This window comes from Shewanella goraebulensis, assembly GCF_030252245.1.
GTDB classification, from domain to species: Bacteria; Pseudomonadota; Gammaproteobacteria; order Enterobacterales; family Shewanellaceae; genus Shewanella; species Shewanella goraebulensis.
The window spans coordinates 2525702-2550595 of record NZ_CP126972.1; the positions used below are offsets into that span (position 1 = coordinate 2525702).

Annotated in this window: 19 protein-coding genes; 7 read left to right on the top strand and 12 right to left on the bottom strand. The window is 38.2% G+C overall.

All coding sequences use genetic code 11. The annotated features are described in order from the left end of the window. Positions 1–364: 364 nt before the first annotated feature. Both adhE and QPX86_RS10635 read left to right on the top strand, forming a co-directional pair. The gene (gene adhE, locus QPX86_RS10630; protein ID WP_285162608.1) at positions 365–2977 is read left to right on the top strand and encodes a bifunctional acetaldehyde-CoA/alcohol dehydrogenase; all 2613 of its coding nucleotides are present in this window, start codon (positions 365–367) and stop codon (positions 2975–2977) included. Positions 2978–3233: 256 nt separating this feature from the next. Further along, a complete protein-coding gene (locus QPX86_RS10635) occupies positions 3234–3803 on the top strand; it encodes a DUF1569 domain-containing protein (RefSeq protein ID WP_220754474.1) in 570 nt (189 codons plus the stop codon). 15 nt (positions 3804–3818) lie between these two features. Here QPX86_RS10635 and QPX86_RS10640 read toward each other — a convergent pair whose 3' ends face one another. The 7 genes from QPX86_RS10640 to zwf form a co-directional block, all read right to left on the bottom strand. Beyond that, positions 3819–4310: a GNAT family N-acetyltransferase gene (locus tag QPX86_RS10640; protein ID WP_285162609.1), complete on the bottom strand. Its 492-nt coding sequence runs from the start codon at positions 4308–4310 to the stop codon at positions 3819–3821. Positions 4311–4318: 8 nt separating this feature from the next. Beyond that, positions 4319–5335 (bottom strand): hypothetical protein, encoded by a 1017-nt coding sequence (locus tag QPX86_RS10645; protein ID WP_285162610.1) that lies wholly within the window; start codon positions 5333–5335, stop codon positions 4319–4321. Positions 5336–5418: 83 nt separating this feature from the next. Beyond that, positions 5419–6120, bottom strand: a complete 702-nt coding sequence (locus QPX86_RS10650) for a class I SAM-dependent DNA methyltransferase (protein ID WP_285162611.1) — start codon at positions 6118–6120, stop codon at positions 5419–5421. Between the two features lie 143 nt (positions 6121–6263). Further along, positions 6264–6905: a bifunctional 4-hydroxy-2-oxoglutarate aldolase/2-dehydro-3-deoxy-phosphogluconate aldolase gene (locus QPX86_RS10655; protein ID WP_220754477.1), complete on the bottom strand. Its 642-nt coding sequence runs from the start codon at positions 6903–6905 to the stop codon at positions 6264–6266. Positions 6906–6924: 19 nt separating this feature from the next. Then, positions 6925–8751, bottom strand: coding sequence for a phosphogluconate dehydratase (edd, locus tag QPX86_RS10660; protein ID WP_220754478.1), 1827 nt, complete (start codon positions 8749–8751; stop codon positions 6925–6927). An 11-nt stretch (positions 8752–8762) separates the two neighbouring features. Further along, positions 8763–9461 (bottom strand): 6-phosphogluconolactonase, encoded by a 699-nt coding sequence (pgl, locus tag QPX86_RS10665; RefSeq protein ID WP_285162613.1) that lies wholly within the window; start codon positions 9459–9461, stop codon positions 8763–8765. A 10-nt stretch (positions 9462–9471) separates the two neighbouring features. Further along, a complete protein-coding gene (zwf, locus tag QPX86_RS10670; RefSeq protein WP_220754480.1) occupies positions 9472–10944 on the bottom strand; it encodes a glucose-6-phosphate dehydrogenase in 1473 nt (490 codons plus the stop codon). 330 nt (positions 10945–11274) lie between these two features. Between zwf and QPX86_RS10675 the strand changes: the two genes are divergently transcribed. Together QPX86_RS10675 and pyk are read left to right on the top strand one after the other, a co-directional pair. Next, entirely contained in the window at positions 11275–12129 is an 855-nt protein-coding gene (locus QPX86_RS10675; RefSeq protein WP_076541003.1) for a MurR/RpiR family transcriptional regulator, read from the top strand. A 205-nt stretch (positions 12130–12334) separates the two neighbouring features. Beyond that, positions 12335–13774 (top strand): pyruvate kinase, encoded by a 1440-nt coding sequence (gene pyk / locus QPX86_RS10680; protein ID WP_285162615.1) that lies wholly within the window; start codon positions 12335–12337, stop codon positions 13772–13774. 189 nt (positions 13775–13963) lie between these two features. On the opposite strand, the gene QPX86_RS10685 is transcribed toward pyk, so the two are convergent. Then, positions 13964–16240 (bottom strand): acyl-CoA dehydrogenase, encoded by a 2277-nt coding sequence (locus QPX86_RS10685; RefSeq protein WP_285162616.1) that lies wholly within the window; start codon positions 16238–16240, stop codon positions 13964–13966. Positions 16241–16249: 9 nt separating this feature from the next. Next, positions 16250–16894 (bottom strand): TetR/AcrR family transcriptional regulator, encoded by a 645-nt coding sequence (locus QPX86_RS10690; RefSeq protein WP_220754483.1) that lies wholly within the window; start codon positions 16892–16894, stop codon positions 16250–16252. Positions 16895–17088: 194 nt separating this feature from the next. On the opposite strand from QPX86_RS10690, the gene QPX86_RS10695 reads away from it, so the two are divergent. Next, on the top strand, positions 17089–18975 hold the full coding sequence (locus QPX86_RS10695) for a M2 family metallopeptidase (protein WP_285162617.1): 1887 nt from the start codon (positions 17089–17091) through the stop codon (positions 18973–18975). A gap of 1311 nt (positions 18976–20286) precedes the next feature. On the opposite strand, the gene smrA is transcribed toward QPX86_RS10695, so the two are convergent. Continuing rightward, the gene (gene smrA / locus QPX86_RS10700) at positions 20287–20877 is read right to left on the bottom strand and encodes a DNA endonuclease SmrA (protein ID WP_285162618.1); all 591 of its coding nucleotides are present in this window, start codon (positions 20875–20877) and stop codon (positions 20287–20289) included. A 132-nt stretch (positions 20878–21009) separates the two neighbouring features. Between smrA and QPX86_RS10705 the strand changes: the two genes are divergently transcribed. Together QPX86_RS10705 and QPX86_RS10710 are read left to right on the top strand one after the other, a co-directional pair. Next, positions 21010–21633 (top strand): YybH family protein, encoded by a 624-nt coding sequence (locus tag QPX86_RS10705; RefSeq protein ID WP_220754605.1) that lies wholly within the window; start codon positions 21010–21012, stop codon positions 21631–21633. 35 nt (positions 21634–21668) lie between these two features. Next, entirely contained in the window at positions 21669–22157 is a 489-nt protein-coding gene (locus QPX86_RS10710; protein WP_285162619.1) for a YchJ family protein, read from the top strand. A gap of 20 nt (positions 22158–22177) precedes the next feature. Here QPX86_RS10710 and QPX86_RS10715 read toward each other — a convergent pair whose 3' ends face one another. Beyond that, entirely contained in the window at positions 22178–24355 is a 2178-nt protein-coding gene (locus tag QPX86_RS10715; protein ID WP_285162620.1) for a putative bifunctional diguanylate cyclase/phosphodiesterase, read from the bottom strand. Positions 24356–24588: 233 nt separating this feature from the next. Then, on the bottom strand, positions 24589–24876 hold the full coding sequence (locus tag QPX86_RS10720; protein ID WP_220754608.1) for a DUF406 family protein: 288 nt from the start codon (positions 24874–24876) through the stop codon (positions 24589–24591). Positions 24877–24894 lie beyond the last annotated feature (18 nt).

Here is a 24894-nt window from a genome sequence, read left to right on the forward strand (position 1 = left end):
CAACATGAGGTAAAGTGAAGCGATATCGCTTCACTTTATTCTTACTACATCACAATAAACCACGTAATAATTAATTTATCTCCTAAACTACCCTTGTTCTACTTTCAGTTGATTTAACTGTAATCAAACTTTAAACAACCTGATTTAAGTTTAATATGTGATCAACACGATAATTACCTGTCTAACATCGTAATAAAATTACCAATAACACCCAAAGCGTGCAGTTGATCACGACAATAATGCCTCCAAAGAGGTAATTTTATAACGAAGATTAAGAATTCTTGTAGGTAAACAAACTAAAGAACTCACAGATAAGAGTCGTTACCTAAAGCTATTTAGTTAACTATTTTTTAAGGAAGTGATTATGACTGTCACCAATACAGAGCAACTTAACCAACTTGTTGACCGAGTCGCTAAAGCGCAAAAAGAATTTGCTAACTTCAGCCAAGAACAAGTCGACAAAATATTTCGAGCCGCTGCACTTGCTGCCACTGACGCACGAATTTCACTTGCTAAGATGGCTGCATCTGAAACAAATATGGGTTTATTAGAAGACAAAGTCATTAAGAATCACTTTGCATCTGAATACATCTATAACAAATACAAAGATGATAAAACCTGCGGAATTATCGGTGAAGATGTGACTTTTGGTACCATCACAATTGCTGAACCCGTTGGAATTATTTGCGGGATTGTACCGACTACAAACCCAACATCTACAGCCATTTTCAAAGCATTAATCAGCCTTAAAACCCGCAATGGTATCATCTTCTCACCGCACCCTCGGGCAAAGCAATCAACGACAACAGCTGCAAGAATCGTGCTTGAAGCTGCAATTGAAGCTGGTGCCCCTAAAGATATTATTGGTTGGATTGATGAGCCATCGGTTGCTCTGTCTAATCAATTAATGACTCATGAAAAAATCAACTTAATCCTCGCCACTGGTGGGCCTGGTATGGTTAAAGCTGCGTACTCATCAGGTAAACCAGCTATTGGCGTTGGCGCAGGTAATACACCAATTGTGATTGATGAAACCGCTGATATTAAACGTGCAGTCAGTTCAATATTAATGTCAAAGACATTTGATTACGGTGTCGTGTGCGCATCTGAGCAAGCAGTCGTAGTCGTTGACAGCATTTACGAGCAAGTGAAAGAACGTTTTGCAACTCATGGCGGTTACATGTTGTCAGTTGCAGAAACTCAAGCAATGCAAGATGTAATACTTAAAAATGGCAACTTAAACGCTGACATTGTAGGACAAAGTGCAGCGACAATCGCTGCAATGGCCGGGATTGATGTACCTAGCTGGACCAAAGTATTGATCGGGGAAGTAACAGAGATTAGTGATGCAGAAGCCTTTGCACACGAAAAACTTTCACCTTTGTTAGGAATGTATCGTGCAACTGACTTCAATAATGCAATGGATAAAGCTGAAGCTTTAGTCACTCTGGGTGGTATTGGCCATACGTCAGGTTTGTACACAGACCAAGATGGACAAAGTGAGCGTGTTAAAGCCTTTGGTTTTAGAATGAAAACTGCCCGTATCTTAATTAATACTCCTGCATCTCAAGGTGGTATTGGTGACTTATATAACTTCAAGTTAGCGCCATCATTAACCTTAGGTTGCGGCTCTTGGGGTGGTAATTCAATCTCAGAAAATGTTGGACCAAGTCATTTAATCAATAAGAAAACTGTCGCTAAAAGGGCTGAGAATATGTTGTGGCATAAACTTCCATCATCTATTTATTTCCGTCGTGGCAGTTTACCGATTGCACTTGAAGAGCTAGAAACTAAAAAACGTGCGCTAATTGTTACTGACAAATACCTATTTAATAATGGATATTGCGACGAAACAATCAAGATTCTAAAAGCTCAAGGTTTAGAAACTGAAGTCTTTTACGAAGTAGAAGCCGACCCTACCTTAGCTATCGTAAAACAAGGGGCTAAAGTCGCTCAAAGCTTCCAACCTGATGTCATTATCGCATTAGGCGGCGGTTCACCAATGGATGCCGCAAAAATTATTTGGGTGTTATACGAGCATCCTGAAGTTGACTTTGCTGACTTAGCACTACGATTTATGGACATTCGTAAACGTATCTATAAATTCCCAAAACTTGGTGTTAAAGCCCAAATGGTTGCAATACCAACAACATCTGGTACAGGTTCAGAAGTCACCCCTTTTGCGGTTGTTACTGATGAAGTCACTGGTATGAAGTACCCTATTGCTGATTATCAGTTAACACCAAACATCGCCATCGTTGATCCTAACCTTGTGATGGATATGCCTAAATCATTAACGGCATTTGGTGGTATTGATGCTGTCACTCACGCACTCGAAGCATACGTCAGTGTCATGGCTAACGAGTTTAGCGATGGTCAAGCACTACAAGCATTAGACCTATTGGTGGAGTATTTACCAGCGGCTTATGAGCAAGGCGCAAATGCTCCAGTTGCACGAGAAAAAGTGCACAATGGCGCTACGATTGCGGGTATTGCATTTGCCAATGCTTTCTTAGGGATTTGTCATTCACTGGCCCATAAACTAGGCGCTGAATTCCACTTGGCTCATGGTTTAGCTAATGCACTATTAATCAGTAATGTTATTAGATTTAATGCCACTGATATGCCAACCAAGCAAGCATCATTTAGCCAATATGACCGCCCTAAAGCATTGTGCCGTTACGCAACGATTGCTGAGCATTTGAAAATTGATGGCGTGGACACTGCCAATACGGATAATGAAAAAGTCGAGTTGTTAATTGCTAAAATTGATCAACTTAAATCTGTCGTGGGGATCCCAGCATCTATTCAAGAAGCTGGTGTTAACGAAGCCGATTTCTTAGCCAAGTTAGATGAATTAGCAGAACACGCATTTGATGATCAATGTACTGGCGCTAACCCGCGTTACCCATTAATTAAAGAGCTTAAACAAATCTTATTAGACAGCTTTTACGGTACCGAATATCAAGACAAGTAAGCTGACTAATCATCTTGTTGAGTCATAAATTTATGAAGTCCGTTTTGAAACGCTAATCATTCTTCTGAATTGATTAGCGTTTTTTCACTAAAACAAACTCCTAATGAACACCGCTACCTTAGGTTTGAATAGATCCTAGCAAAGATGCAGTTGTAAATAAGCCGTTGTACTTAAGAATCGGCAACAAGTTATTGCTGTTCACTTCCCCTTCTGATTTACTTACAAATTATTATCAAACTAATGAAGTGAATATTTAATGAAGCGTCGTATATTTCTAAAATCCATGTTGGCTGGCGGTGCTATAACTTCTGTAGCAGTCGGTGTCGCTTGGATGGTAATCGATGCAGAAAGTGAAGCATTAACTATAGAATCAACACTAGTGAAATTAGAAAAGCTAAAACAAGTCTTACAGCATGAACAACAAGCAATAGCAATTAAAACAACAGGCGTTTGGGATTTAAAACAAATTTTTACTCATTGTGCTCAAAGTGTTGAATACTCTATGACTGGATACCCTGAACATAAATCTAAAGTATTTAAACAAACCATAGGTAGTTTGGCTTTTTCAGCTTTTGCCTCTAAAGGAAAAATGACTCACAAATTAAGTGAAGCAATACCCGGAGCACCGCGGCTTTTGACAAATAAAACTCAAGATACTGTTGAGGTATTGATTCAGTTAGACCGATTTAAACAATCATTACTGGATTTTGAATCTTATATTGGCGAGCTTAAGCCACACTTTGCTTATGGATTGCTAACCAAAGAAGAATACGCCTTGGCTCATGCAATGCACTTTAATAATCATTTATTAGAAATCACAACCTAATACGCAATCTAAATGTTATTCAGCTGGAATATGCAATTTCATTTCTACCATAGACGCTTCAAAGCCTACCTTTTTATAAGCTTTTATTGCTGCATCATTTTTTGCATATACATCGAGATAAAAATCGAACACTCCTCGTTTTGTGCTCCAATGGATCAATTCATCCATGATGAGTTTATTTAAGCCAAGTCCACGATATTCTGCCGCAACATACATAAAACCTATGTAACCATGTTCAATATGCTTTAATGATTTTTTCGACGCTCTAATTTGTACATAGCCAGTAGCGATGATTGAATTGCCATCTACAGCGACCATCAACATACTATTTTCTTGTGTTAATAGGCTATCTAAGTCGTAATAAGTGGCCCCAACACTTTTTATAATTGAATTAAATGACCTTTCCGCCTCAACCACTTTTTGCTCGAGATTTAATAAAACATTTTTATCCGCTAACGTTGCTCGTCTGTAAATAATATTGTCTAATCTGGTTTCTAATTGATTCAATTGTTTGCCTAAGAATGATGTCTATGATTGAAGTTTATGTTGATAGCTAATGCATTCACTAAGATATTTGGATTATCTATACCAAGATATACTGTTTCAATATCACAGTTACTTAGTTGGTAACTAATACAGATGTTAGGATTACCACTGAAGTTATAACGTTTAATATTTTGACCACGTCGAATATAGCCAGAGCTTAACTTAACCATTGTAATGTCACTAATGGGAATTGATAAACAATTAAAAACCCCGTAGCGGATATATAAATATTTGTTATCCATACTGATTGGACGACGCGACATTGCTAGGTATTCAGCCACAAAAAATACCAAACTTAAACAAGTAACAACTGTTATGACATTCGCTGCAAATGCAGACCAAACAAAATGTACGACAAGATGCATCAAAGGTATTTCAAAACAGATCATCAATATGAAACCAAGCGCGTTTGACTGATTATCATCTTTTAAATGGTAACTAAAATGCTGCTCACCCCGATATGCAGAAGGTTTTATAAACCGACTACAAAATACAAAGCTCCAAACCCGTGTTTCAAATTTCAAAAGACTGGCCAACACACCATCGCCAACTATCTTTTTTATCGGTTTTTCAATGGCCATATCTGGATCATCTTTTTCAATTATTGCTTGTTTAATGGCAAATATGACGCAGCCAATTACGCTTAATTCAATAAAAACAAAACCCACCAATAATATAAAACGCAACTCAGTCAAATAAGGCCATAGAACTTGGTATTGTTTGGGAATTATTAAGCTGCCTATAAATACAAACAAAGCGAAGTAGCTGAGTGATTTTAATAACGCAAGCTTTCTAGGTTTTAGACACAGAAAGCAAATAATGGGTAAAGTAATAGCTATATCAATCAATAACAACCAATCACTTTTGGCTGCGCCATAGTCGTTCAGCCATAAATCATGATTAAAGAAATACCACCAAACTATGCTAAACAATATTAAGCACATTAGTGGTATTTTACTCATTACCTTTGTCGTATTTGATTTCATAAATGTCCTTATTCGACAGGCGACTAAAGAGCAACTATTAGAGAGTAATAGTCAGTGATCAAATAATGATGGAGAATTTGTGCCTAAATTCGCTTTAAGTACATGAAGCAATCTGTGGCTTGCTTTATTCCATCAACAATATAATCTTTAGTATATTGCTCTATCACTTCAAATCCATTGTCTGTAAGTAACCGGGCTAGATCTTTGGCTTCATAATAGTACATATGTACCCTATCACCTGAAGCTGACTCTTGAGCCATCGATTTTTTGTAATCACCTGCCATAAAACTGATAAATAATATGCTTTTTTTAGCGAGTAATTGTGGCATGTCTTCGATAAATCGTTTCAATGCCTGTTGGTTCAAATAGGGAATACTGAAAGCGCATACAGCAACATTAAATAAATCACGGTCAAACTGTGCTTTTAATGTCAAAATTTCTTGCATATCTAAAACATCATAATGATGTTGTGGGTTGTTTGCATTAGCTAGCCTGACCATATTTGGCGCAAGATCAAAACCATAGATTTTAATAGGCAACAATTCTTTGTCTGGATTACGCCAATTTGAAAGATAGCAACTAACATTTCCTGGCCCGCAACCAACCTCTAACACAGATATCTCATTACAGGCTTTATTGCTTGTAACATCATTAAGTTGCAATTGATAAATATACTCGCATAATTTATCTAGACTGTGACTATATAAATTGCAATCCATATATTTGTCTTGATACTTTTCTGCCATTTTATTAAATGTAGCGACAGTTTCTTGCACCTTTTCCATATGAGATACATTCCAAAGTTATCTTAAAGTCTATCGGTTGTTAACGAGCAAACCCTTTAACGCCATCACCTATAAATACTGTACTAAAAAGTAATAAAAAAACCACCCGAAGGTGGTTTTGATTTTATTGACTACACTAGCATTTAAAGAGCACTAATTGCATCTTTACATAATTGAGTTATACGTTCCCAATCACCTTGTTCCATTGCATCTGTTGGTGCAATCCAGCTACCACCAATACAATCAACATTAGGTAAAGCTAAGTAGTTTTTGTAACTTGATGGCGTAATACCACCAGTAGGACAAAAACGAATATTAGCTAACGGGCCAGAGAACGCTTTAAGCGCATTTACACCACCAGATGCCTCAGCTGGGAAGAATTTAAAATGGGTATAGCCCAATTCCATTCCTACCATAACTTCAGAAATACTTGCTACGCCTGGAATCAAAGGTACATTACCTTTTTGGGCTGTTTCAAGTAGTCCCTTTGTAGCACCAGGAGTAATAATAAATTGTGAACCAGCATCAATAGCTTGCTGTAAATGTAGTTCATTTAAAATGGTACCTGCACCCACAATCGCTTCTGGTACTTCTTTAGCAATTAATTTAATTGCATCTAAAGCACACTCTGTGCGTAAAGTTATCTCTAGAACACTTATACCACCTGCTACCAATGCTTTCGCTAACGGTACAGCATGCTCAATTTTATTGATAACCATTACAGGAACAATCGGACTGCGTTTAAAAATATCTTGTGGCTGTATTGTCCAGTTATTCTCAAGCATTCGTTAATCTTCCTTAAAATTAGTAAATTTCGTCAATGGCACTGGTACTACGAGCGCCTGTTTCAGGACTGCTTAAACTATTACGTAAAGCACCGAATAGTTCGCGTCCCATGCCATAACTTGAATGATGTAAATCCACTTTACCGGCAACACGTGCTGCTAAGGTTGCTTCATCCACAAGTAAACTTAATTCGCCAGTATCAGCATTAACACGGATTAAATCGCCATCTTCTACTTTAGCAATGATTCCACCATCTAATGCTTCTGGGGTTAAATGAATTGCTGCTGGCACTTTACCTGATGCACCTGACATACGGCCGTCAGTCACCAACGCAACTTTGAAACCTTTGTCTTGTAAGGTACCAAGATACGGAGTTAACTTATGTAACTCAGGCATCCCGTTAGCTTTAGGGCCTTGTCCTTTCACAACAACAACACAGTCTCTATCTAACTCGCCTGCTTTGAAAATCGCATCAAGTTTGTTTTGATCGTCAATTACAACTGCAGGACCTTCAACGATACGGTTAGCACTCGGCACAGCTGAGACTTTAATCACTGCACGACCTAAATTACCTTTAAGCAATTTTAAGCCACCATTATTTTGAAAAGGAGTATCAACATTGGTTAATACTTCTTTATCTAGACTGTCAGTCGGACCATCAACCCAAGTTAATTTTCCATCAAGTATGCGTGGCTCTTGGGTATATTTACGTAAACCAAAACCAGCAACCGTATTGACATCCTCGTGGATCAGTCCTGCATCAAGTAATTCTTTGACTAAAAATGCCATGCCACCAGCAGCGTGAAAATGGTTAATATCTGCATGGCCATTTGGATAGACTTTAGCCATTAATGGCACACAATCTGATAAATCAGAGAAATCATCCCAGTTAACGATGATGCCAGCAGCACGGGCTGCAGCAACAATATGCATAGTCAGATTCGTTGAGCCACCCGTTGCGAGAATACCAACAATGCCATTGACCACGGATTTTTCATTAACCACTTCACCGATTGGAGTATATTGGGTACCCATTTCAGTTAAACGACACACCTGTTTAGCAGCCATAGCGGTTAATTCATCACGCAGAGGATCGTCAGGGTTTACAAATGAAGAGCCTGGAAGTTGCAGCCCCATTATTTCTAACATCAACTGGTTTGAGTTTGCTGTACCATAGAAGGTACAAGTACCCGCACTGTGATAAGAGCTAGATTCAGCTTCTAATAATGCAGCGCGATCAACTTTTCCTTGGGCAAATTGCTGACGAACACGGGCTTTTTCTTTGTTTGGGATTCCTGATTTCATTGGTCCTGCAGGTACAAACATCATTGGTAAATGGCCAAAGCTTAATGCACCAATTAATAAACCTGGAACAATTTTGTCACAAATACCTAGTAACAATGCACCGTCAAACATATTGTGAGATAAGCCCACAGCTGTAGACATTGCAATCACTTCACGGCTAAGTAAGCTTAGTTCCATGCCTGGCTGACCTTGAGTCACACCATCACACATTGCCGGCACGCCTGCAGCGACTTGCGCAACGCTACCCACTTCCTGACAAGCTTTCTTTAAAAAGTTTGGATAGTCTTCATATGGCTGATGTGCTGAAAGCATGTCATTGAACGCTGTGACAATACCAATATTGGCTTTAGTCAACTGACGTAGAGCATCTTTATCATCTGGCTTACAAGCAGCAAAACCATGGGCTAAATTGCCACAGCTTAACGCGCTACGATGAACACCTTTTGCGCTTGCATCGTTCAGTGCTTGTAAATATTTTTTACGAGAATCTTTGCTGCGTTCGATTATTCTATCAGTAACAGCTTGAACTACTGAGTGCATAATGGACTCCTTTAAGCGCTATAGAACACATCAACGGGCGTTTTACGCTGCGATAATACGGCTCTGATAGGCATTTCGTTCACATCGTCATTTTGTAGTGCTTGGCGATATACGGTTAATTTAGATTCACCTACAAGGTGAAGATAAACTTGGCGACTATTTAAAATCGCACCCTTGGATAAGGTAATGCGTGCATGAGGCGCAGTTGTAGGATTAACAGCAGCGCACAAAGCATCTGTCGTGAATGCGTTGTCTAACTCTTTACTACAAGGAAACCACGAACAAGTGTGTCCATCTGTTCCCATACCTAGTACCACGACATCGAATGGTTTAGGGAAGTTTGCTAGAGACTCAATCGTCATATCACAGCCCTTCTCAGGGCTTTCGAACATATTCTTTAAACCACGAAATTTGGCACTTGCCGCGCGATTTTGTAATAAATGTTCACGAACTAAACGCTCATTTGAATCATTATCATCAGCATCGACCCAACGCTCATCGGCTAAAGTGATATACACGTCACTCCAATCAATGGCTTTGTTACTTAATAACTTAAACAGTTTTAATGGTGTAGAACCACCTGAAACCACCAGGCTTGCTTTACCACGGCTATCAACAGCATCTTGTAACTGACTGGCAATTTTTTCAGCCAATTTAGCTTCTAAATCAGCTGGCGTATCAAATGATTTAAATACAGATTCTTTAATCATCGTAAAACCCTTACTCGTCCCAAGAACGGCCGTCTTTAGTGATAAGTGCTACTGAAGCCACCGGCCCCCAAGTACCTGCAGGATAAGGCTTTGGCTTTTCGCCGCCGTTTTCCCATGAATTCATGATTCCATCAACCCAAGTCCATGCTTCTTCAACTTCATCACGACGGACGAATAACGCTTGGTTGCCAATCATGGCTTCTAATAACAAACGCTCATAAGCATCAGCAATACGTTCATTTTTAAAAGTATCAGTAAAACTTAAATCAAGTTTAGTTGTTTGAATGCGCTGTTTCTCTTCAAGACCAGGCACTTTATTCATCATCTGAATCTCTACACCTTCATGAGGCTGCAGACGAATCGTTAACTTATTAGGCGGCAAGTTACGCATGCTGTCGCGGTATAGGTTTAAAGGTGGGTTTTTGAAATAAACGACAATTTCAGAACTTTTAAATGGCATACGCTTACCGCTACGCAAGTAGAATGGCACGCCTGCCCAACGCCAGTTATCGATATCAACTCGAAGTGCGACAAATGTTTCAGTGCTCGACTTAACGTTAGCACCTTCTTCCTCTAAGTAACCAGGAACTGGGCTGCCTTTTAAGAAACCAGCGGTGTATTGACCGCGAACTGTATTTTCAAATACGTTATAAGGAGTAATTGGACGTAATGATTTAAGTACTTTTACTTTTTCATCGCGAATGCTGTCGGCATCTAAATTAACTGGTGGATCCATTGCAACAAGGGTTAACACTTGCAACAAGTGGTTTTGAATCATGTCACGCATTTGACCGGCAGTATCAAAGTAACCCCAACGGCCTTCAATACCTACTTCTTCAGCAACTGTAATTTGTACATGATCAATAGTTCGATTATCCCACTTCGATGCAAATAAAGAGTTTGCAAAACGAAGCGCAATCAAGTTTTGTACCGTTTCTTTACCTAAGTAATGATCGATACGATAAACCTGATTTTCATTAAAATATTCTGACACTTTGTCGTTAATGACTTTAGATGATTCAAGACAAGTCCCGATTGGCTTCTCTAAAACAATACGGGTATCAGAGTGAATGAGATTTTGTTCGTTAAGGCAGCGACAGATATCGCCAAAGATTGAAGGAGGTGTTGCAAAGTAACTGACCATAACACGCTTAGTAGGCTCTAATAAGTCATGGAATGCTTTATAACCTTCAGCTTCTGTAAAATTGGTGCCTATGTAATGGCAACGAGCAATAAATCTTTCTAGGGTTTCTTCACACAACTCGTCTTTAACAAACGTGTTCAACGCTTTTTGTACTAGAGCGATAAACTCTTCTTGAGTGAAGGCATCTTTTGCGACCCCAATCACTTTGGTGTCTTTATCTAGCAGGTTTGCTTTATCGAGTTGATAAAGTGAAGGCAGTAATTTACGTCTCGCGAGATCGCCCTTCGTACCAAAAAGTACAAAATCGCAAGCCTTAGCCCCTGATGATGAGTTACTCATTGCTTTACATACTCCTTTATATTGTGTGCCCACCGGTCATTATTTTGTGCTGCCGATGATTTTAAACACACTTTTGTTGTAATATAACAACAGAATTAGATTTGTGCATCTTTAATTTGAAAAAATTCGTTTGTCTTGTATCTAGCCTTATTAACATAAAACCTGATAGTATTTTGGTGATTAAATTACTGTACTATCTCTTTATAGTTACAGAATAACGCTGTAAAGTGACTACAAAACGTTTATAGAAGTACGAAAATTACTTCATTTACACTTAAAATGTAATTTGTGATATAAAATTACATCATCCATTTTAGCGGACAATTGCTTATGAATACCCTTGAAAAGGTGCAAAAAAGCCTTACACAATTTAGTAAGTCAGAGCGGAAAGTGGCAGAAGTTATCTTATCTTCTCCACAAACAGCTATTCACTCTAGTATAGCTACGCTCGCGAAAATGGCTGACGTCAGTGAGCCAACGGTAAATCGCTTTTGTCGTCGTTTAGATACTAAAGGTTTCCCTGATTTTAAATTACATCTAGCACAAAGTCTTGCTAACGGAACACCTTATGTTAGTCGTCACGTAGAAGAAGATGATTCACCAGAATCTTACACTACAAAAATCTTTGAATCTTCAATGGCATCCCTTGATACAGCTCGCCAAAGCCTAGATGTGGTTGCTGTAAATAAAGCGGTAGATATTCTTACTCAAGCTAAAACAATTTCTTTTTTTGGGCTTGGGGCATCCTCTTCGGTCGCACACGATGCACAAAATAAATTCTTCAGATTTAACGTGCCTGTCATTTGTTTTGATGATGTTTTGATGCAACGCATGAGTTGTATTGGTTGTGATGAAGGCGATGTCGTTGTTTTGATATCACATACAGGCCGTACTAAATCACTGATTGAAATAGCCCGAATTGCTCGTGAAAACGGCGCTGCGGTTATAGGTATTACTGCTCGTAACTCCCCTCTTTCTCACGAATGTACGCTTCCAGTGACCATGGAAGTACCAGAGGACACTGACATGTATTTACCCATGGCATCACGTCTTGCACAGCTAGTAACGATAGATGTACTTGCTACAGGCTTTACACTTCGTCGAGGCCCGCGTTTCCGTGATAATTTAAAGCGTGTAAAAGAGGTTTTGAAAGAATCTCGTGTAAATAAAGACCTTACTATTTAAATATTGCTTTAAAATGACAGGTCTAAAAAGCCGAACAGTATTGACTGTTCGGCTTTTTTTATTCTAAAGATCGATTCTGTCACAAAAATAAAACACAAAAAGCGATCATTTTGTTTGTAACTTTCCTACATAATGACGAAATCTCTGTTAATATAGTTTCATTATTTGTACCGAATTCTTTTTCTTTAAATTAACGGAGTATCTTATGTTCCGCAGAACTAAAATCGTTACTACACTTGGCCCAGCAACTGACCGTGATGACAACCTACGTAAAATCATCGCAGCTGGTGCAAATGTGGTACGTCTCAACTTCTCACATGGTTCACCTGAAGATCACCTTAAACGTGCAACAGACGCTCGAAACATCGCTAAAGAGTTAGGTGTTCATGTTGCTGTATTAGGTGATTTACAAGGTCCTAAAATCCGCGTTTCTACTTTCAAAGATAACAAAAAAATTCAATTGAATTTAGGCGATACCTTTGTATTGGATGCGGCGCTTGGTAAAGGTGAAGGCGACGAAAAACAAGTTGGTATTGATTACAAAGAATTACCCCACGATGTTGCTATCGGCGATATTCTGATGCTTGATGACGGACGTGTACAACTACGTGTCGATTCAGTAGATGGCCAAAAGGTCTTCACTACAGTGACTGTTGCTGGTCCTTTATCAAACAATAAAGGCATCAATAAGCAAGGTGGTGGTTTAACCGCTCCTGCATTAACTGAAAAAGACAAAGCAGACATTTTAACTGCCGCGCAAATTCAAGTTGATTACTTAGCTGTTTCTTTCCCACGTACAGGTGCTGATTTAGACTTAGCACGTCAACTTGCAGAAGACGCTGGTAGCTTCGCGTTAATTGTATCTAAAGTAGAGCGTGCTGAAGCCGTTGGTACAGACGAAGCAATGGATGATGTGATTAAAGCATCGGACGCTGTAATGGTTGCACGCGGTGACTTAGGTGTTGAAATTGGTGATGCTGCATTAGTTGCAGTTCAAAAGAAACTAATCAAGCGTTCACGTCAGCTGAATAAAGTTGTTATTACAGCGACGCAGATGATGGAATCTATGATTTCAAGCCCTATGCCTACTCGTGCTGAAGTTATGGACGTTGCTAACGCAGTACTTGATGGTACTGATGCAGTAATGCTTTCAGCAGAAACTGCTGCAGGTGACTTCCCTGAAGAAACTGTATTAGCCATGAGCAATGTATGTAAAGGCGCTGAACAACATCCATCAGTGATGTCTTCAAAACATAGATTGGATCAAAAGTTTAATACTATAGAAGAAACTATCGCCCTTTCGACTATGTACGCAGCTAACCATCTTGAAGGTGTTAAAGCAATTATCAGTTTAACTGAATCAGGTGAGACAACTAAGTTAATGTCTCGTATCAGTTCTTCACTACCAATCTTTGCTTTATCTCGTCACCAAAAAACATTAGCCAAGCTTGCGTTATTCCGTGGTGTTATGCCAGTTCAGTTTGATTCAACAGCTGTTGCTGCTGATGCATTAGCAACAGAAGCACTTAAAGCTGTAGCAAAAGCTGGTTACCTTAAATCAGGTGACATGGTATTAATGACTAAAGGTGATGCTATGGAAACTGTGGGTGGCACTAACACTTGTAAGGTATTAGTCGTAGCTTAAAGTTGTGATATTTTTACTTTAACTTTTAAATTGGTTATTCACAATTTATTGGTTATAAAAAAACCACCTCATTGAGGTGGTTTTTTATTGGGTGTGTTTTAAATAATTTTTAGCCTAAGTCACTTGGTGCAACTATGCCCGAATAAAAACTAACGTGGCGATTACATAGCGTGTAATCAAAGCTAGCAATTATAAAGACTCGAAATCATTAACATGAATAGCAGCTAAACGTTTAGCGTCTGCATCAATCAACAAATCATACTCTTGTTGGTTAATAATATTGTTTTCTAATGCTTCACTAAATGTCGCTAACGCTGGTAGTTTTGGTGTTAACTCGCCAGCCTTCTGCGCTTTTCTAATACGAGCATATAACTGTTTACAGTTAAGCTTTGCAAGAAATGCATTTTCAACTTCAGCTATTCCACTCTTATCACCTTCAAAATCAGCACATAAGAAAGTAATTCGATCACGGGCTGGTGAAGACTGCAGGAAGTTATCAGCTAACGTCGTAGCCTGTTTATCCGTTGGCGCATTGAAATGGTTACCAATTGGGAAAATAATAACTTTAAGTAAAACACCCACCATTTTATTAGGAAAGTTACGAGCAGCCTCTTCCAATGCCTTAGCAGCGAGATGTAAACGCTCTGTCATCACATAATGAACAATGGGTAAGTCATCTTGTTGACGGCCATTATCTTCAAATTGTTTTAACGTAGCAGACGCCAGATATAATTGGCTTAACACATCGCCCATTCTTGCAGAGATCATTTCTTTACGTTTTAAATCGCCACCCATAATGAGCATTGATAAGTCGGTCATGATAGCTAAACCAGACGAAAGACGACTCATATCTTTGTAGTACTGTTGAGTTGTGCCACTAACTGGTGAAGCATTGGTTTTACTTGCCGTTAATGCATTAAAAAACGCCATCACACCATTTCTAGCAGCATACCCCATATGACCCATTAACAAAGAGTCAAAACGATTTATAGCCGCTTTTTGATCTTCCATAGCTGCTGTTTCCATTTCAGCAAGCACATATGGATGACAACGTGTGGCACCTTGACCAAAAATCATCAATGAACGAGTCAAAATGTTAGCACCTTCAACCGTAATCGAAATTGGGCTAGACATGTATGCATGTCCTAAATAGTTTTTAGCACCTAGCTGAATACCTTTACCTGATTGGATGTCCATCGCATCCTCTACCACATCACGACCAAGTTCAGTCATGTGATATTTCGCAATAGCCGTAACAACAGACGGTTTCACTTTTAAATCGATTCCTGTTGTCGTTAAGCAGCGAGCAGCTTCAAGCTGATAAGTGTTAGCAATAATACGTGCTAAGGCTTCTTGCACTCCTTCAAACTTACCAATTGGCATACCAAATTGTTGTCTAACATAACTGTAAGCTGTGGTTGTTTTGGTCGCCATTTGTGCCGATGCCGTTGCTAAAGCAGGTAATGAAATACCACGACCAGCAGACAAACATTCAACCAGCATACGCCAGCCTTTACCTGCAAACTGAGGACCACCAATAATCCAATCTAACGGAATAAAGACGTCTTTACCGCTTGTGGTACCGTTCATAAACGCCATCATTAATGGATTGTGACGACGACCGATTTCAACACCTTCATGGTTTGTCGGGATTAGCGCACAAGTGATACCGATATTTTCTTCATCACCCAATAAACCATCAGGGTCACGCATTTGGAATGCTAAGCCAAGTACAGTGGCAACAGGTGCTAGCGTAATATAACGTTTGTCCCAGGTTAAGCTTAAACCTAAGGTATCTTCACCATTAAACTCACGGCGACAAACAACGCCTACATCTGGAATAGCGCCTGCATCTGAACCAGCTTCAGGTCCTGTTAAAGCAAAACAAGGTAACTCTTCACCCACAGCTAATGGCGGTAACCAGCGATCTTTTTGCTCTTGTGTACCATAGTGAGTCAGTAACTCGCCTGGACCTAAAGAGTTTGGCACCATCACAGTCACAGCTGCACTAATACTTCGGGTAGCTATTTTACTTACAATCGTTGAATTGGCATATGCAGAAAATTCACGGCCGCCAAACTTCTTAGGAATAATTAGGGCAAAAAAACCTTCTTTTTTAAAGTAATCCCATAACTCTGGCGGTAAGTCTTTACGATGATGAACAATGTCATAATCATCAATCATAGTGAGTGCTGTCATCACTTGATTATTGATAAAATCTTGTTCTTCAGCCGATAGTGTTGGCTTACCGTAATTATGTAAGGTATTCCAATTAGGATTCCCTCTAAATAATTCACCTTCCCACCAAACATCACCCGCTTCCATTGCTTCTTTTTCAGTGCTAGAAAGTGGCGGTAATACTTTCTTAAAGAAACTAAAAATAGGACGCGTGATAAAACGCATCCTTAAATTACGTACACCAAATAACACTATTAGTGCTATTAATACTAGTATTAGGACAGTCATGTTAATCCCTTATTCCTTTGCTAAAATGGGTACTGAAACGCCAGCAGCCATATAAGGTATTACTTTACGAATAATTGCTTCTGTATCGTTGTGTTCACCGTAATCCGCAGCAGCAATCTCATTTAATGCATCAGCAGAAGCCATAGTGAAAACAATTGTTCCTAAGGTAAAGTGTAGTCGCCAAAACATTTCAGCTGGAGGAATATGTGGCGCACTTGCTGACACAGCTTTTACAAACGCTTCAAGGTATTGACCATAATGCGTGGTAATAAACCATCTTAAATGGCCTTGGCTCTCGATATAGCCACGACCTAGTAATTGTAAAAAGATAGTCGTGCCGCCTTGGCGAACTTGGTTTAATTCTAGTAACGGTTTAATTAGCGATGAAAATATTTCATTCAAATTTGCCAGTTCTGGATTTTTAAACAACCTTTGTATTTCAGCAGCTGCACTCGGCATGAATACATCTAAGTATCTGGCAAGTACGGCTCGAATTAGTTCTTTCTTTGAACCAAAATGATAGTTAACAGAAGCTAGATTGACTTCCGCTTTGCTAGTTATTAATCTTAACGATGTTTCTGAAAAGCCTCTTTCGGCAAATAATTTTTCAGCGGCATCAAGAATTCTTGTTTTTGTATCTGTTCTGCTTGCCATTCCATGACCCATTTCAATTTAAAACACTCGTTTAAATTAAACATTGAGCGCACAGTTGTCAATCTTATTTACCTAAGTTGCACTAAAGAAACCATATGATTCCTAGTACCATAGCTAGGTAGTTTAACAAAAATGCAATAAACACCTTATTTATGTAAACTGACGACGACAATAAAAATAAGGAAACCTGTAAGATGAAACACCCTTTTAAACAGCCGTCTAAAATTGCTCTTATTATTTCAATCGCATTAGGGCTTACAGCTTGCCAGCAAGTTGAAGAAGAAATCATCGTTTCAACAGCAAAAGTAAGTGAAACAACAAATGCATCAGCTGCTATTGATAATGCCCCTATTGACTCGAACTCAGCGATCAACTTTATAAACAATGCAGAAGCCGAGCTTGCAAAGCTTTCCGTGGAAGGCGCAAGAACAGAATGGGTTTACAGTAATTTTATTACTGAAGACACAGCAGCACTTTCCGCTGCAATTGGTGAAAAAATAACTTCTCGTTCAGTGAGTTTTGCAACAGAAGCGGCCAAATATGCCAATGTAGCATTGGATCCTGTAAATGCACGAAAGTTGCACATATTGCGCAGCAGTCTAGTGCTACCAGCGCCATTAGATCCGATTAAAAATGCTGAACTAGCTCAAATAAGCTCTGAATTAAATGGCTTATACGGTAAGGGGAAGTATTGCTTTGATGACGGACGATGTTTAACACAACCTGAACTTTCTACATTAATGTCTGAATCTAAAGATCCTGCAGTGTTGCTTGAAGCTTGGCAAGGATGGCGTGAAATAGCTAAACCTATGCGCCCTTTATTTGAACGTGAAGTTGAACTTGCTAATGAAGGTGCAAGGGATCTTGGTTTTGCTGACTTGTCAGAATTATGGCGAAGTCAGTACGACATGAAACCTGATGATTTTTCGGCAGAATTAGATCGATTATGGGGCGATATAAAACCGTTATATGATTCATTGCACTGCTACGTACGTGGCGAACTAAATGAGCAATACGGTGATGATGTAGCACCTAAACAAGGCCCTATTCCCGCGCATTTACTTGGTAATATGTGGGCACAACAATGGGGAACCATATATAACTCAGTCGCTCCTGCTGATGCCGACCCAGGTTATGATGTCACCGCCCTATTAGCTCAAAATAATTATGATGAAATAAAGATGGTTAAACAAGCTGAAAGCTTTTTCTCATCACTCGGTTTTAATGAATTACCAGACACATTTTGGACTCGTTCTCTTTTTGTACAGCCTAAAGATCGCGATGTAGTGTGCCATGCTTCAGCTTGGGATTTAGATAACGAAGATGATATTCGTATTAAAATGTGTATTCAAAAAACCGCTGAAGACTTCACTGTTATTCATCACGAATTAGGCCACAATTATTATCAACGCGCTTACAAGAACCAACCTCACCTGTTTAAAGGTTCGGCTAATGATGGCTTCCACGAAGCCATTGGAGATACGATAGCACTATCAATTACACCAAGTTATCTAAAACAAATTGGATTACTTTCTGAAGTTCCTGATGAATCAAAAGATATTGGTTTATTACTCAAGCAAGCATTAGATAAAATTGCCTTTATGCCTTTTGGTTTAATGATAGATCAGTGGCGCTGGAAAGTATTTAATGGTGAGATCTCGCCTGAGCAATACAATCAAGCATGGTGGGATTTACGCGAAAAATATCAAGGCGTTGCAGCTCCTATTGAAAGAACGGAAGCTGACTTTGATCCAGGTGCTAAATATCATGTCCCAGGAAATGTGCCATACACGCGTTACTTTTTAGCTCACGTACTCCAATTTCAATTCCACAAGGCATTATGCGACATTGCTGGCAACGAAGGGCCTGTTCACCGTTGTAGCATATATGGAAACAAACAAGCAGGAGCAAAATTGAACCAAATGTTGGAATCAGGCTTAAGCCAACCTTGGCCTGAAGCGTTAAATATTGTGACTGGCACTAAATCAATGGATGCAAAAGCGGTACTTGATTATTTTGCGCCGTTACACGTTTGGTTAGACCAACAGAACAAAACAGAAAATCGTCAGTGTGGTTGGTAATCTTATAAACTATTTCATTCCAAATATCTGATATATCAAAGAGCATCTATCTAGCCAAGTGGATGGGTGCTCTTTAAAAGTTTAATGATATTTATTAACTCGCAATTAATCTTAGAAACGTCAAATTACCCACACTTAACGCAACAACAACACCAAACAAACACTCTTAAAACATCTTATTAAATAGTCGCTAACGTCAAAAATATAACACATGTCAAAATTCTCTCACTCGTGATCCAGCTCACATTAAATCCACTTTCTGTGATTAAAAAATATGATAATTTACGCCCGTACACAAAGTGAATGGAGTTACTTGTACCGTTATTTGTATTTAATACTCGCAAGTCAAAGTTGTCATTGAGATTGTTTCCGTAAAGCTGTTTCGTATCTAATTTAATCAAACAGCGCGATTTCTTTCACCTTTCTAATTGCTCTATAAATACACTCTTCATCATTTTTGTATAGCTTCTGAGTATTCATGAGGCTCGGGAGTAAACTATGAAAAAAAGAAATTATAAGAAACTAAGAAACGGCAGAGTTAAACGGATCCGTAAAAGTTCAACGTTAAATTACAACACCAATAAAAATACTATTCATTTTTTGTTTATTGCTATAGCCATTTTGTATTTTGTCATGTGAACAATAAACAGACTGCACAACCCGATCAGTTATAGTCAAACGTTAGCCAATACCTAATTTGTATCAGACAAGCTAAAACCCAATCAAGTAACTGTTTAAAAACAATTTATTAAAGTCTTTAAAGTTTTTATTACTATAATTTATTTTTCAAAAAATTAATTTTTATAAAAAGATTCTAAGCTCACAATTACGATCAAAACTTAGTTCTTTTTACGAATAGAAATGACAAAGTAACTTCTTTATCAACAAAGCTTGCTAACAACAGGATCTATAAACTGTTACTGCACACATCAACAAAAATTAAATTCCAATCACTCGCTGGAATTACAACATTTGTAAAAATGATGAACTGTGATAATTGATATTAGATTTTTGTAACATCATCTATTAGTTCGGTTTTCTTGGATGAAAATCAAGGCATCATATGAAAAAAAGTAGTTATATAAAACATCGAAATGAACGTTCAAAACGGCTTAATAACGAAATAAGTCCAAGGGATAATAACTTACCTACTGTCGCAATATTTGTCGTATTAATTTTTGTTCTTGCATATTTATTGATTTAGTAAAATACCCGCAAATCTGGCCTTTTTCACTATCTCAATTTATATCAGCTCTCCTTGATTTGAGGCATTGTTATTTGTGAAACACACTAGATTTTTCATTTATAAGATTATCGAAAGCCACTACCTTTACGGTTGGTTTCGCTTGAAATAACTCTTTGTTGATCATTTTTAACTAACATAACAAACAAAGCGCCTGTTCCACCTTGTTCACGGGTCGCACTATGAAATGCCTGCACTTGCTCTAATTGAACTAACCAAGTATTCACTGCAGATTTCATTAGGGCTGGAAATGGCCGACTTTTAAACCCTTTACCATGAATAATGAGTAAATTGCGCTCACCTCTTTCATAAGCCAATAGAATGGCATTTATCAGCTCTTCACGCGCCTTTGATAATCTATAGGCGTGTAAATCTAAGGTTGTTTTTGATTTATATTTCCCAAGACGTAAATGACGAAACACTTCCTCTTGAACGCCATTTATTTTATAACTAATGATTTCTTCTGGTTCTACTACAGTCATCATGATTGGATCAATTGTTAACTTTTGTAAGTACTCGTTCTGCGCTGCAGCCGCTCTTCTTGCTAATTGTCCCTCTGTAACAGACTGGTTTTGAATATTAAAATGATTGTCGCTTGCCTTTAATGGCTTTACATCGGCCATTTCTGCTAAAAATAAATCATTATCTTGTTCCTGCATAAACCACTCCTACACACTTTGTAAAGATTCGTTGCTTTTGATACTTGATGGAATAATTTATAGTGTTATCCATATTATGAAGTGCACCTGCATTCATTTAACACGCATTATATTTAAGAGCATTCTATTTGCATGAGCCATATCAAACTATTTTTTATCAGCTTCTTCTCTTTTATGAGCTTTTTCGTATCTGCCGATCAATTATCGGATAATGATGTAATCAATGCTAACTATAAAGTCTTCTCTAGTGGTTTCGAAAATTTAGATCTTGATAGTATTGACACCATTTACGCTGATGATGCTGTTTATATATCAGAAACACTAGATAAAGAGATAGTGACAGGTAAAGACGATATTCTAGCGCTATATAGCGTTTTTTTTAAGAAAATCGCTAAAAAGTCGGCTCATATTGATGTTGATTTTAGAATCATCAACCGTAAACTCACTGAGAAAACCGCTACTGATGTTGGTTATTACCTAGTTCGCTTTCACCCTCGTAAAGAAACCGGTGAACCTACTAGCGTATTTTCAGGAAAGTTCGTTTTAGTCTCACGCAAAGTGGGCAAACAACAATGGCAGTTTATTGTTGACTCAAATACCAAGGCTAATCCAGACTTTTATTTCACAGCAAAACCAGTATCCAATCTATATTACGGTCGTCAATTTAATCCAAAGCTTAATCAATTAAACGAATCAGTAAATAGTGTTGAAGTGGAAATTGATGTTCATAATGAAACAGATAGCCATAATCATTAATCACAAAATTAAATCTTTAAAACATAAATCGAAAAATGAAAATAGAAGTTCAAAGTCCATGCCCTTGTGGCTTAGCGAAACAATATCAATATTGCTGCCAACCTTATCACCTAAAAATTCAATCAGCAGACAACGTAGAGTCACTGATGCGCTCGCGTTATTGTGCCTTTGCACTGCAACAGTTTGAGTATTTAATTGAAACCCATCATCCTCAATTTTTAAATGGGCTAACCATCAACTTGCTTGCACAAGGCGCTGATGATACTCAATGGTTAGGTTTAGACGTTGAACAAACTACAGAGAACTATAACGCTCAAACGGGAACTGTCACGTTTAAAGCTTGGTATCTAAATGGCGGCGAGATTGATGCAATATATGAATGTTCGCAATTTCAATATTTAGATGGTAAATGGTATTACACAAATGGAACACAAAAGGTTGCACAATTACCTAAACGAAACGATAAATGTATTTGTCACAGTGGCAAAAAATTTAAAGCCTGTTGCATGAAAAAGATGGCCTAGTGACTTGGTAGACTAATGAATTAGTGGACCACTTCATTTTGGTCAAAAATGAACTTTGAAAACTCATTTTCTCGAATAGCTGGACTATACAAATAACCTTGAGCATGGTGACAGCAGCTATCTTCTAAGAACACTTCCTGCTCTTTAGTTTCAACTCCTTCTGCAGTTAATGAAATGTTCAGTGCTTTTGCCATGGCGATGATAGCACTGACAATTTCACGACTTTCATGACTTGTCGTTAAATCAGAAATAAACGAGCGATCGATTTTTAATTTACTGATTGGAAATTGCTTTAAATAACGCATAGAACTGTAGCCTGTACCGAAATCGTCAATAGCCAGTCCGACACCTAAATCGGCCAACTCTTGGCATAAACGTGTCGCATGGCGGATATCGCCCATTAATTCAGTTTCAGTAATCTCCAGTATTAAACTTTGCGGCTTTAAACGATAGCGAGTGACTAAATTCCAAACTTGTTCAAACAAATTACCACTGAAAAACTGTCTTGCAGCAACATTAACATGCATAACGATATCAACGTTTTTGTGTTGCCATAAATTAAGTTGTTTACAAGCAGCCTCAAGCACCCAATCGCCAATAGCGTTTATCATCCCAGATTGTTCTGCTATTTCTATAAAAGCACCTGGGTATAGCACGCCTTTTTTAGGGTGGTGCCAACGAATAAGCGCTTCTGCACCAATAAACTTATGGTTTTTTAAATCCATTAATGGCTGATAGTAAAGTTCAAACTGTCTGCCACGAATTGCAGACATTAAATCACGTTCAATATCTGCATTATTTTTGAATGTAGCTAACAAATCATCATTAAAGATTTGATAATTCAACATAGCCTTCTTTTTAGCATACTGCAGAGCAATATCGGCACAAGATAAAGGCGAAAACTGTTGGGCAACAGCGCCAACATCTACAACAGCAATAGCAGCTTTAGGATCCACTTTCTCACGGCCAATGACTGATGGTACTGCCAGTTTTTGATATAATTTAAATACCTGCTCTTCAAGAATATCACTCGAAACTATTTCTGGCAGTAATACTGCAAATTCATCACTACCAACACGTGCCACATCAATAGCAGCATTGCTTTTCGCAAAATGTTTTAAGCGTCTAGCGACTTCAGTGAGTAGTGCATCGCCTTGTTCGTGACCGCTGGTATCATTAAAGCGCTTAAAGCCCATTAAATCGATAAGAAACAAAACACCTGAGGTCGCACGTTCGAGTTGCTGGGTAAAATGAAGTCGATTATGTAATCCTGTTAATGAGCAGTTCCATGCTAAATTTTCTAACTCATTTTTATGGTATCGTTGTTCTGTTACATCAATACAAGACACCAAGGCATAATAATTCCCTTGTTGCGTAACAAACCGGCTTGCTTGATATTGAGCCCAATATTTAGTGCCATCAATTCTTTCTAATTCAGCTTCGCCTTGAACCATATCACCAGCTATAAGTTTTTCAGTTAACTCATTAGCTAACTCTCGTTTACCTCTAAAAAAATCTAAAGTAATCAGTTCATTATCTTGCACAACGTGACGACTTAAACCAGTCATTTTTTCGTGTGCAGGATTAATGTACTCAATGATCTGTGTTTTAAGGTTCACTAACATCAATACATGCTGTGCTTGTTCAGTAGCACTATGAAATAAAGTTAAACGTTCATCATTATCATAGGCATAACGAGTAGCCAATGTCAGTGCAAGCTGATCAGCAAATTGGCAAGCAAATTCAATTGTTGGAATAGATAATTCAACATGACTGTCAAATTCAATACATAACAAACCCTCGATATGACCATTAATTCGAATGGCAACATCGAGATTAGATTGAATACCTGATTGTTGATAATAATCTGAGAAACAGCTGAGTCGTTTGTCAGTAGCAGAGATACTACTAGCGATATGTCGGTAACAACGAATTTCTTCTAAATAACTTTCTGATGTTAAGTGATTATGTCTTAGTTGCTTAATAGCATCACTAACCTCAGCATTAGGAGACAGACAAGCAACAACCTTTTGCTCTAACGCTTCATTGCGTAATGAAATAACAGATACACTAGTAGCATTAAAATATTTTAGTAACAATTTACATGCTAATTCAGAGGTTTGGGTAAAATCCCCTTTCTCTTTAGCCACGGAGTTAACTATCAACTCTAATAAATGTTGTTGCTTACTTTGTTTCATTATTATTCCCAACAAGACTGCTCAGCAATCGGGTTGACCTCGTTCTTTGGAGGTTCTATCGCTCAAAATCAGGGTAAATAAATTTTACCCATTTAAAATGACAGTAAAATACTGCAATAGAAACAAGCAAAATAGCTCATTTCAAAAAAACTTCTGTAACGCAGGTTACACTTACAACGAAAAAATGCAAGATGTAACCATCAAATACACATAATAATCAACGGCTTTACTGTCTAAAGACTATTTTCTAACTGGAATATCATTTTCTCAGCTGTAAATTCGAATTCAAGAAAAATCGTATAATGCTTGTCAGATTTATCAAAGCTTGTTTTCACTGACTCGAAGCGTTGTTGTGCTTTTTGAATAATATTTTGTGTATCAACATCTGCGTTTTCACCTTCTACTTGAAGGATTAAATGCGTATCCTGCTCATCAATCACAGTGCCAATATCCACGAATGAACCGCAGTCGTTGCAACTATCACTAACTTGAACTTCTTGCTTAGTAATTGTTTTAATCATCTTAATCGCCTTTCACTG

Bases quoted from the DNA above. Each gene is read 5' to 3' on its own strand.
- adhE (WP_285162608.1), top strand. From the start codon at position 365: ATGACTGTCACCAATACAGAGCAACTTAACCAACTTGTTGACCGAGTC.
- QPX86_RS10635 (WP_220754474.1), top strand. From the start codon at position 3,234: ATGAAGCGTCGTATATTTCTAAAATCCATGTTGGCTGGCGGTGCTATA.
- QPX86_RS10645 (WP_285162610.1), bottom strand. From the start codon at position 5,335: ATGAAATCAAATACGACAAAGGTAATGAGTAAAATACCACTAATGTGC.
- QPX86_RS10650 (WP_285162611.1), bottom strand. From the start codon at position 6,120: ATGGAAAAGGTGCAAGAAACTGTCGCTACATTTAATAAAATGGCAGAA.
- QPX86_RS10655 (WP_220754477.1), bottom strand. From the start codon at position 6,905: ATGCTTGAGAATAACTGGACAATACAGCCACAAGATATTTTTAAACGC.
- edd (WP_220754478.1), bottom strand. From the start codon at position 8,751: ATGCACTCAGTAGTTCAAGCTGTTACTGATAGAATAATCGAACGCAGC.
- pgl (WP_285162613.1), bottom strand. From the start codon at position 9,461: ATGATTAAAGAATCTGTATTTAAATCATTTGATACGCCAGCTGATTTA.
- zwf (WP_220754480.1), bottom strand. From the start codon at position 10,944: ATGAGTAACTCATCATCAGGGGCTAAGGCTTGCGATTTTGTACTTTTT.
- QPX86_RS10675 (WP_076541003.1), top strand. From the start codon at position 11,275: ATGAATACCCTTGAAAAGGTGCAAAAAAGCCTTACACAATTTAGTAAG.
- pyk (WP_285162615.1), top strand. From the start codon at position 12,335: ATGTTCCGCAGAACTAAAATCGTTACTACACTTGGCCCAGCAACTGAC.
- QPX86_RS10685 (WP_285162616.1), bottom strand. From the start codon at position 16,240: ATGACTGTCCTAATACTAGTATTAATAGCACTAATAGTGTTATTTGGT.
- QPX86_RS10690 (WP_220754483.1), bottom strand. From the start codon at position 16,894: ATGGCAAGCAGAACAGATACAAAAACAAGAATTCTTGATGCCGCTGAA.
- QPX86_RS10695 (WP_285162617.1), top strand. From the start codon at position 17,089: ATGAAACACCCTTTTAAACAGCCGTCTAAAATTGCTCTTATTATTTCA.
- smrA (WP_285162618.1), bottom strand. From the start codon at position 20,877: ATGCAGGAACAAGATAATGATTTATTTTTAGCAGAAATGGCCGATGTA.
- QPX86_RS10705 (WP_220754605.1), top strand. From the start codon at position 21,010: ATGAGCCATATCAAACTATTTTTTATCAGCTTCTTCTCTTTTATGAGC.
- QPX86_RS10710 (WP_285162619.1), top strand. From the start codon at position 21,669: ATGAAAATAGAAGTTCAAAGTCCATGCCCTTGTGGCTTAGCGAAACAA.
- QPX86_RS10715 (WP_285162620.1), bottom strand. From the start codon at position 24,355: ATGAAACAAAGTAAGCAACAACATTTATTAGAGTTGATAGTTAACTCC.
- QPX86_RS10720 (WP_220754608.1), bottom strand. From the start codon at position 24,876: ATGATTAAAACAATTACTAAGCAAGAAGTTCAAGTTAGTGATAGTTGC.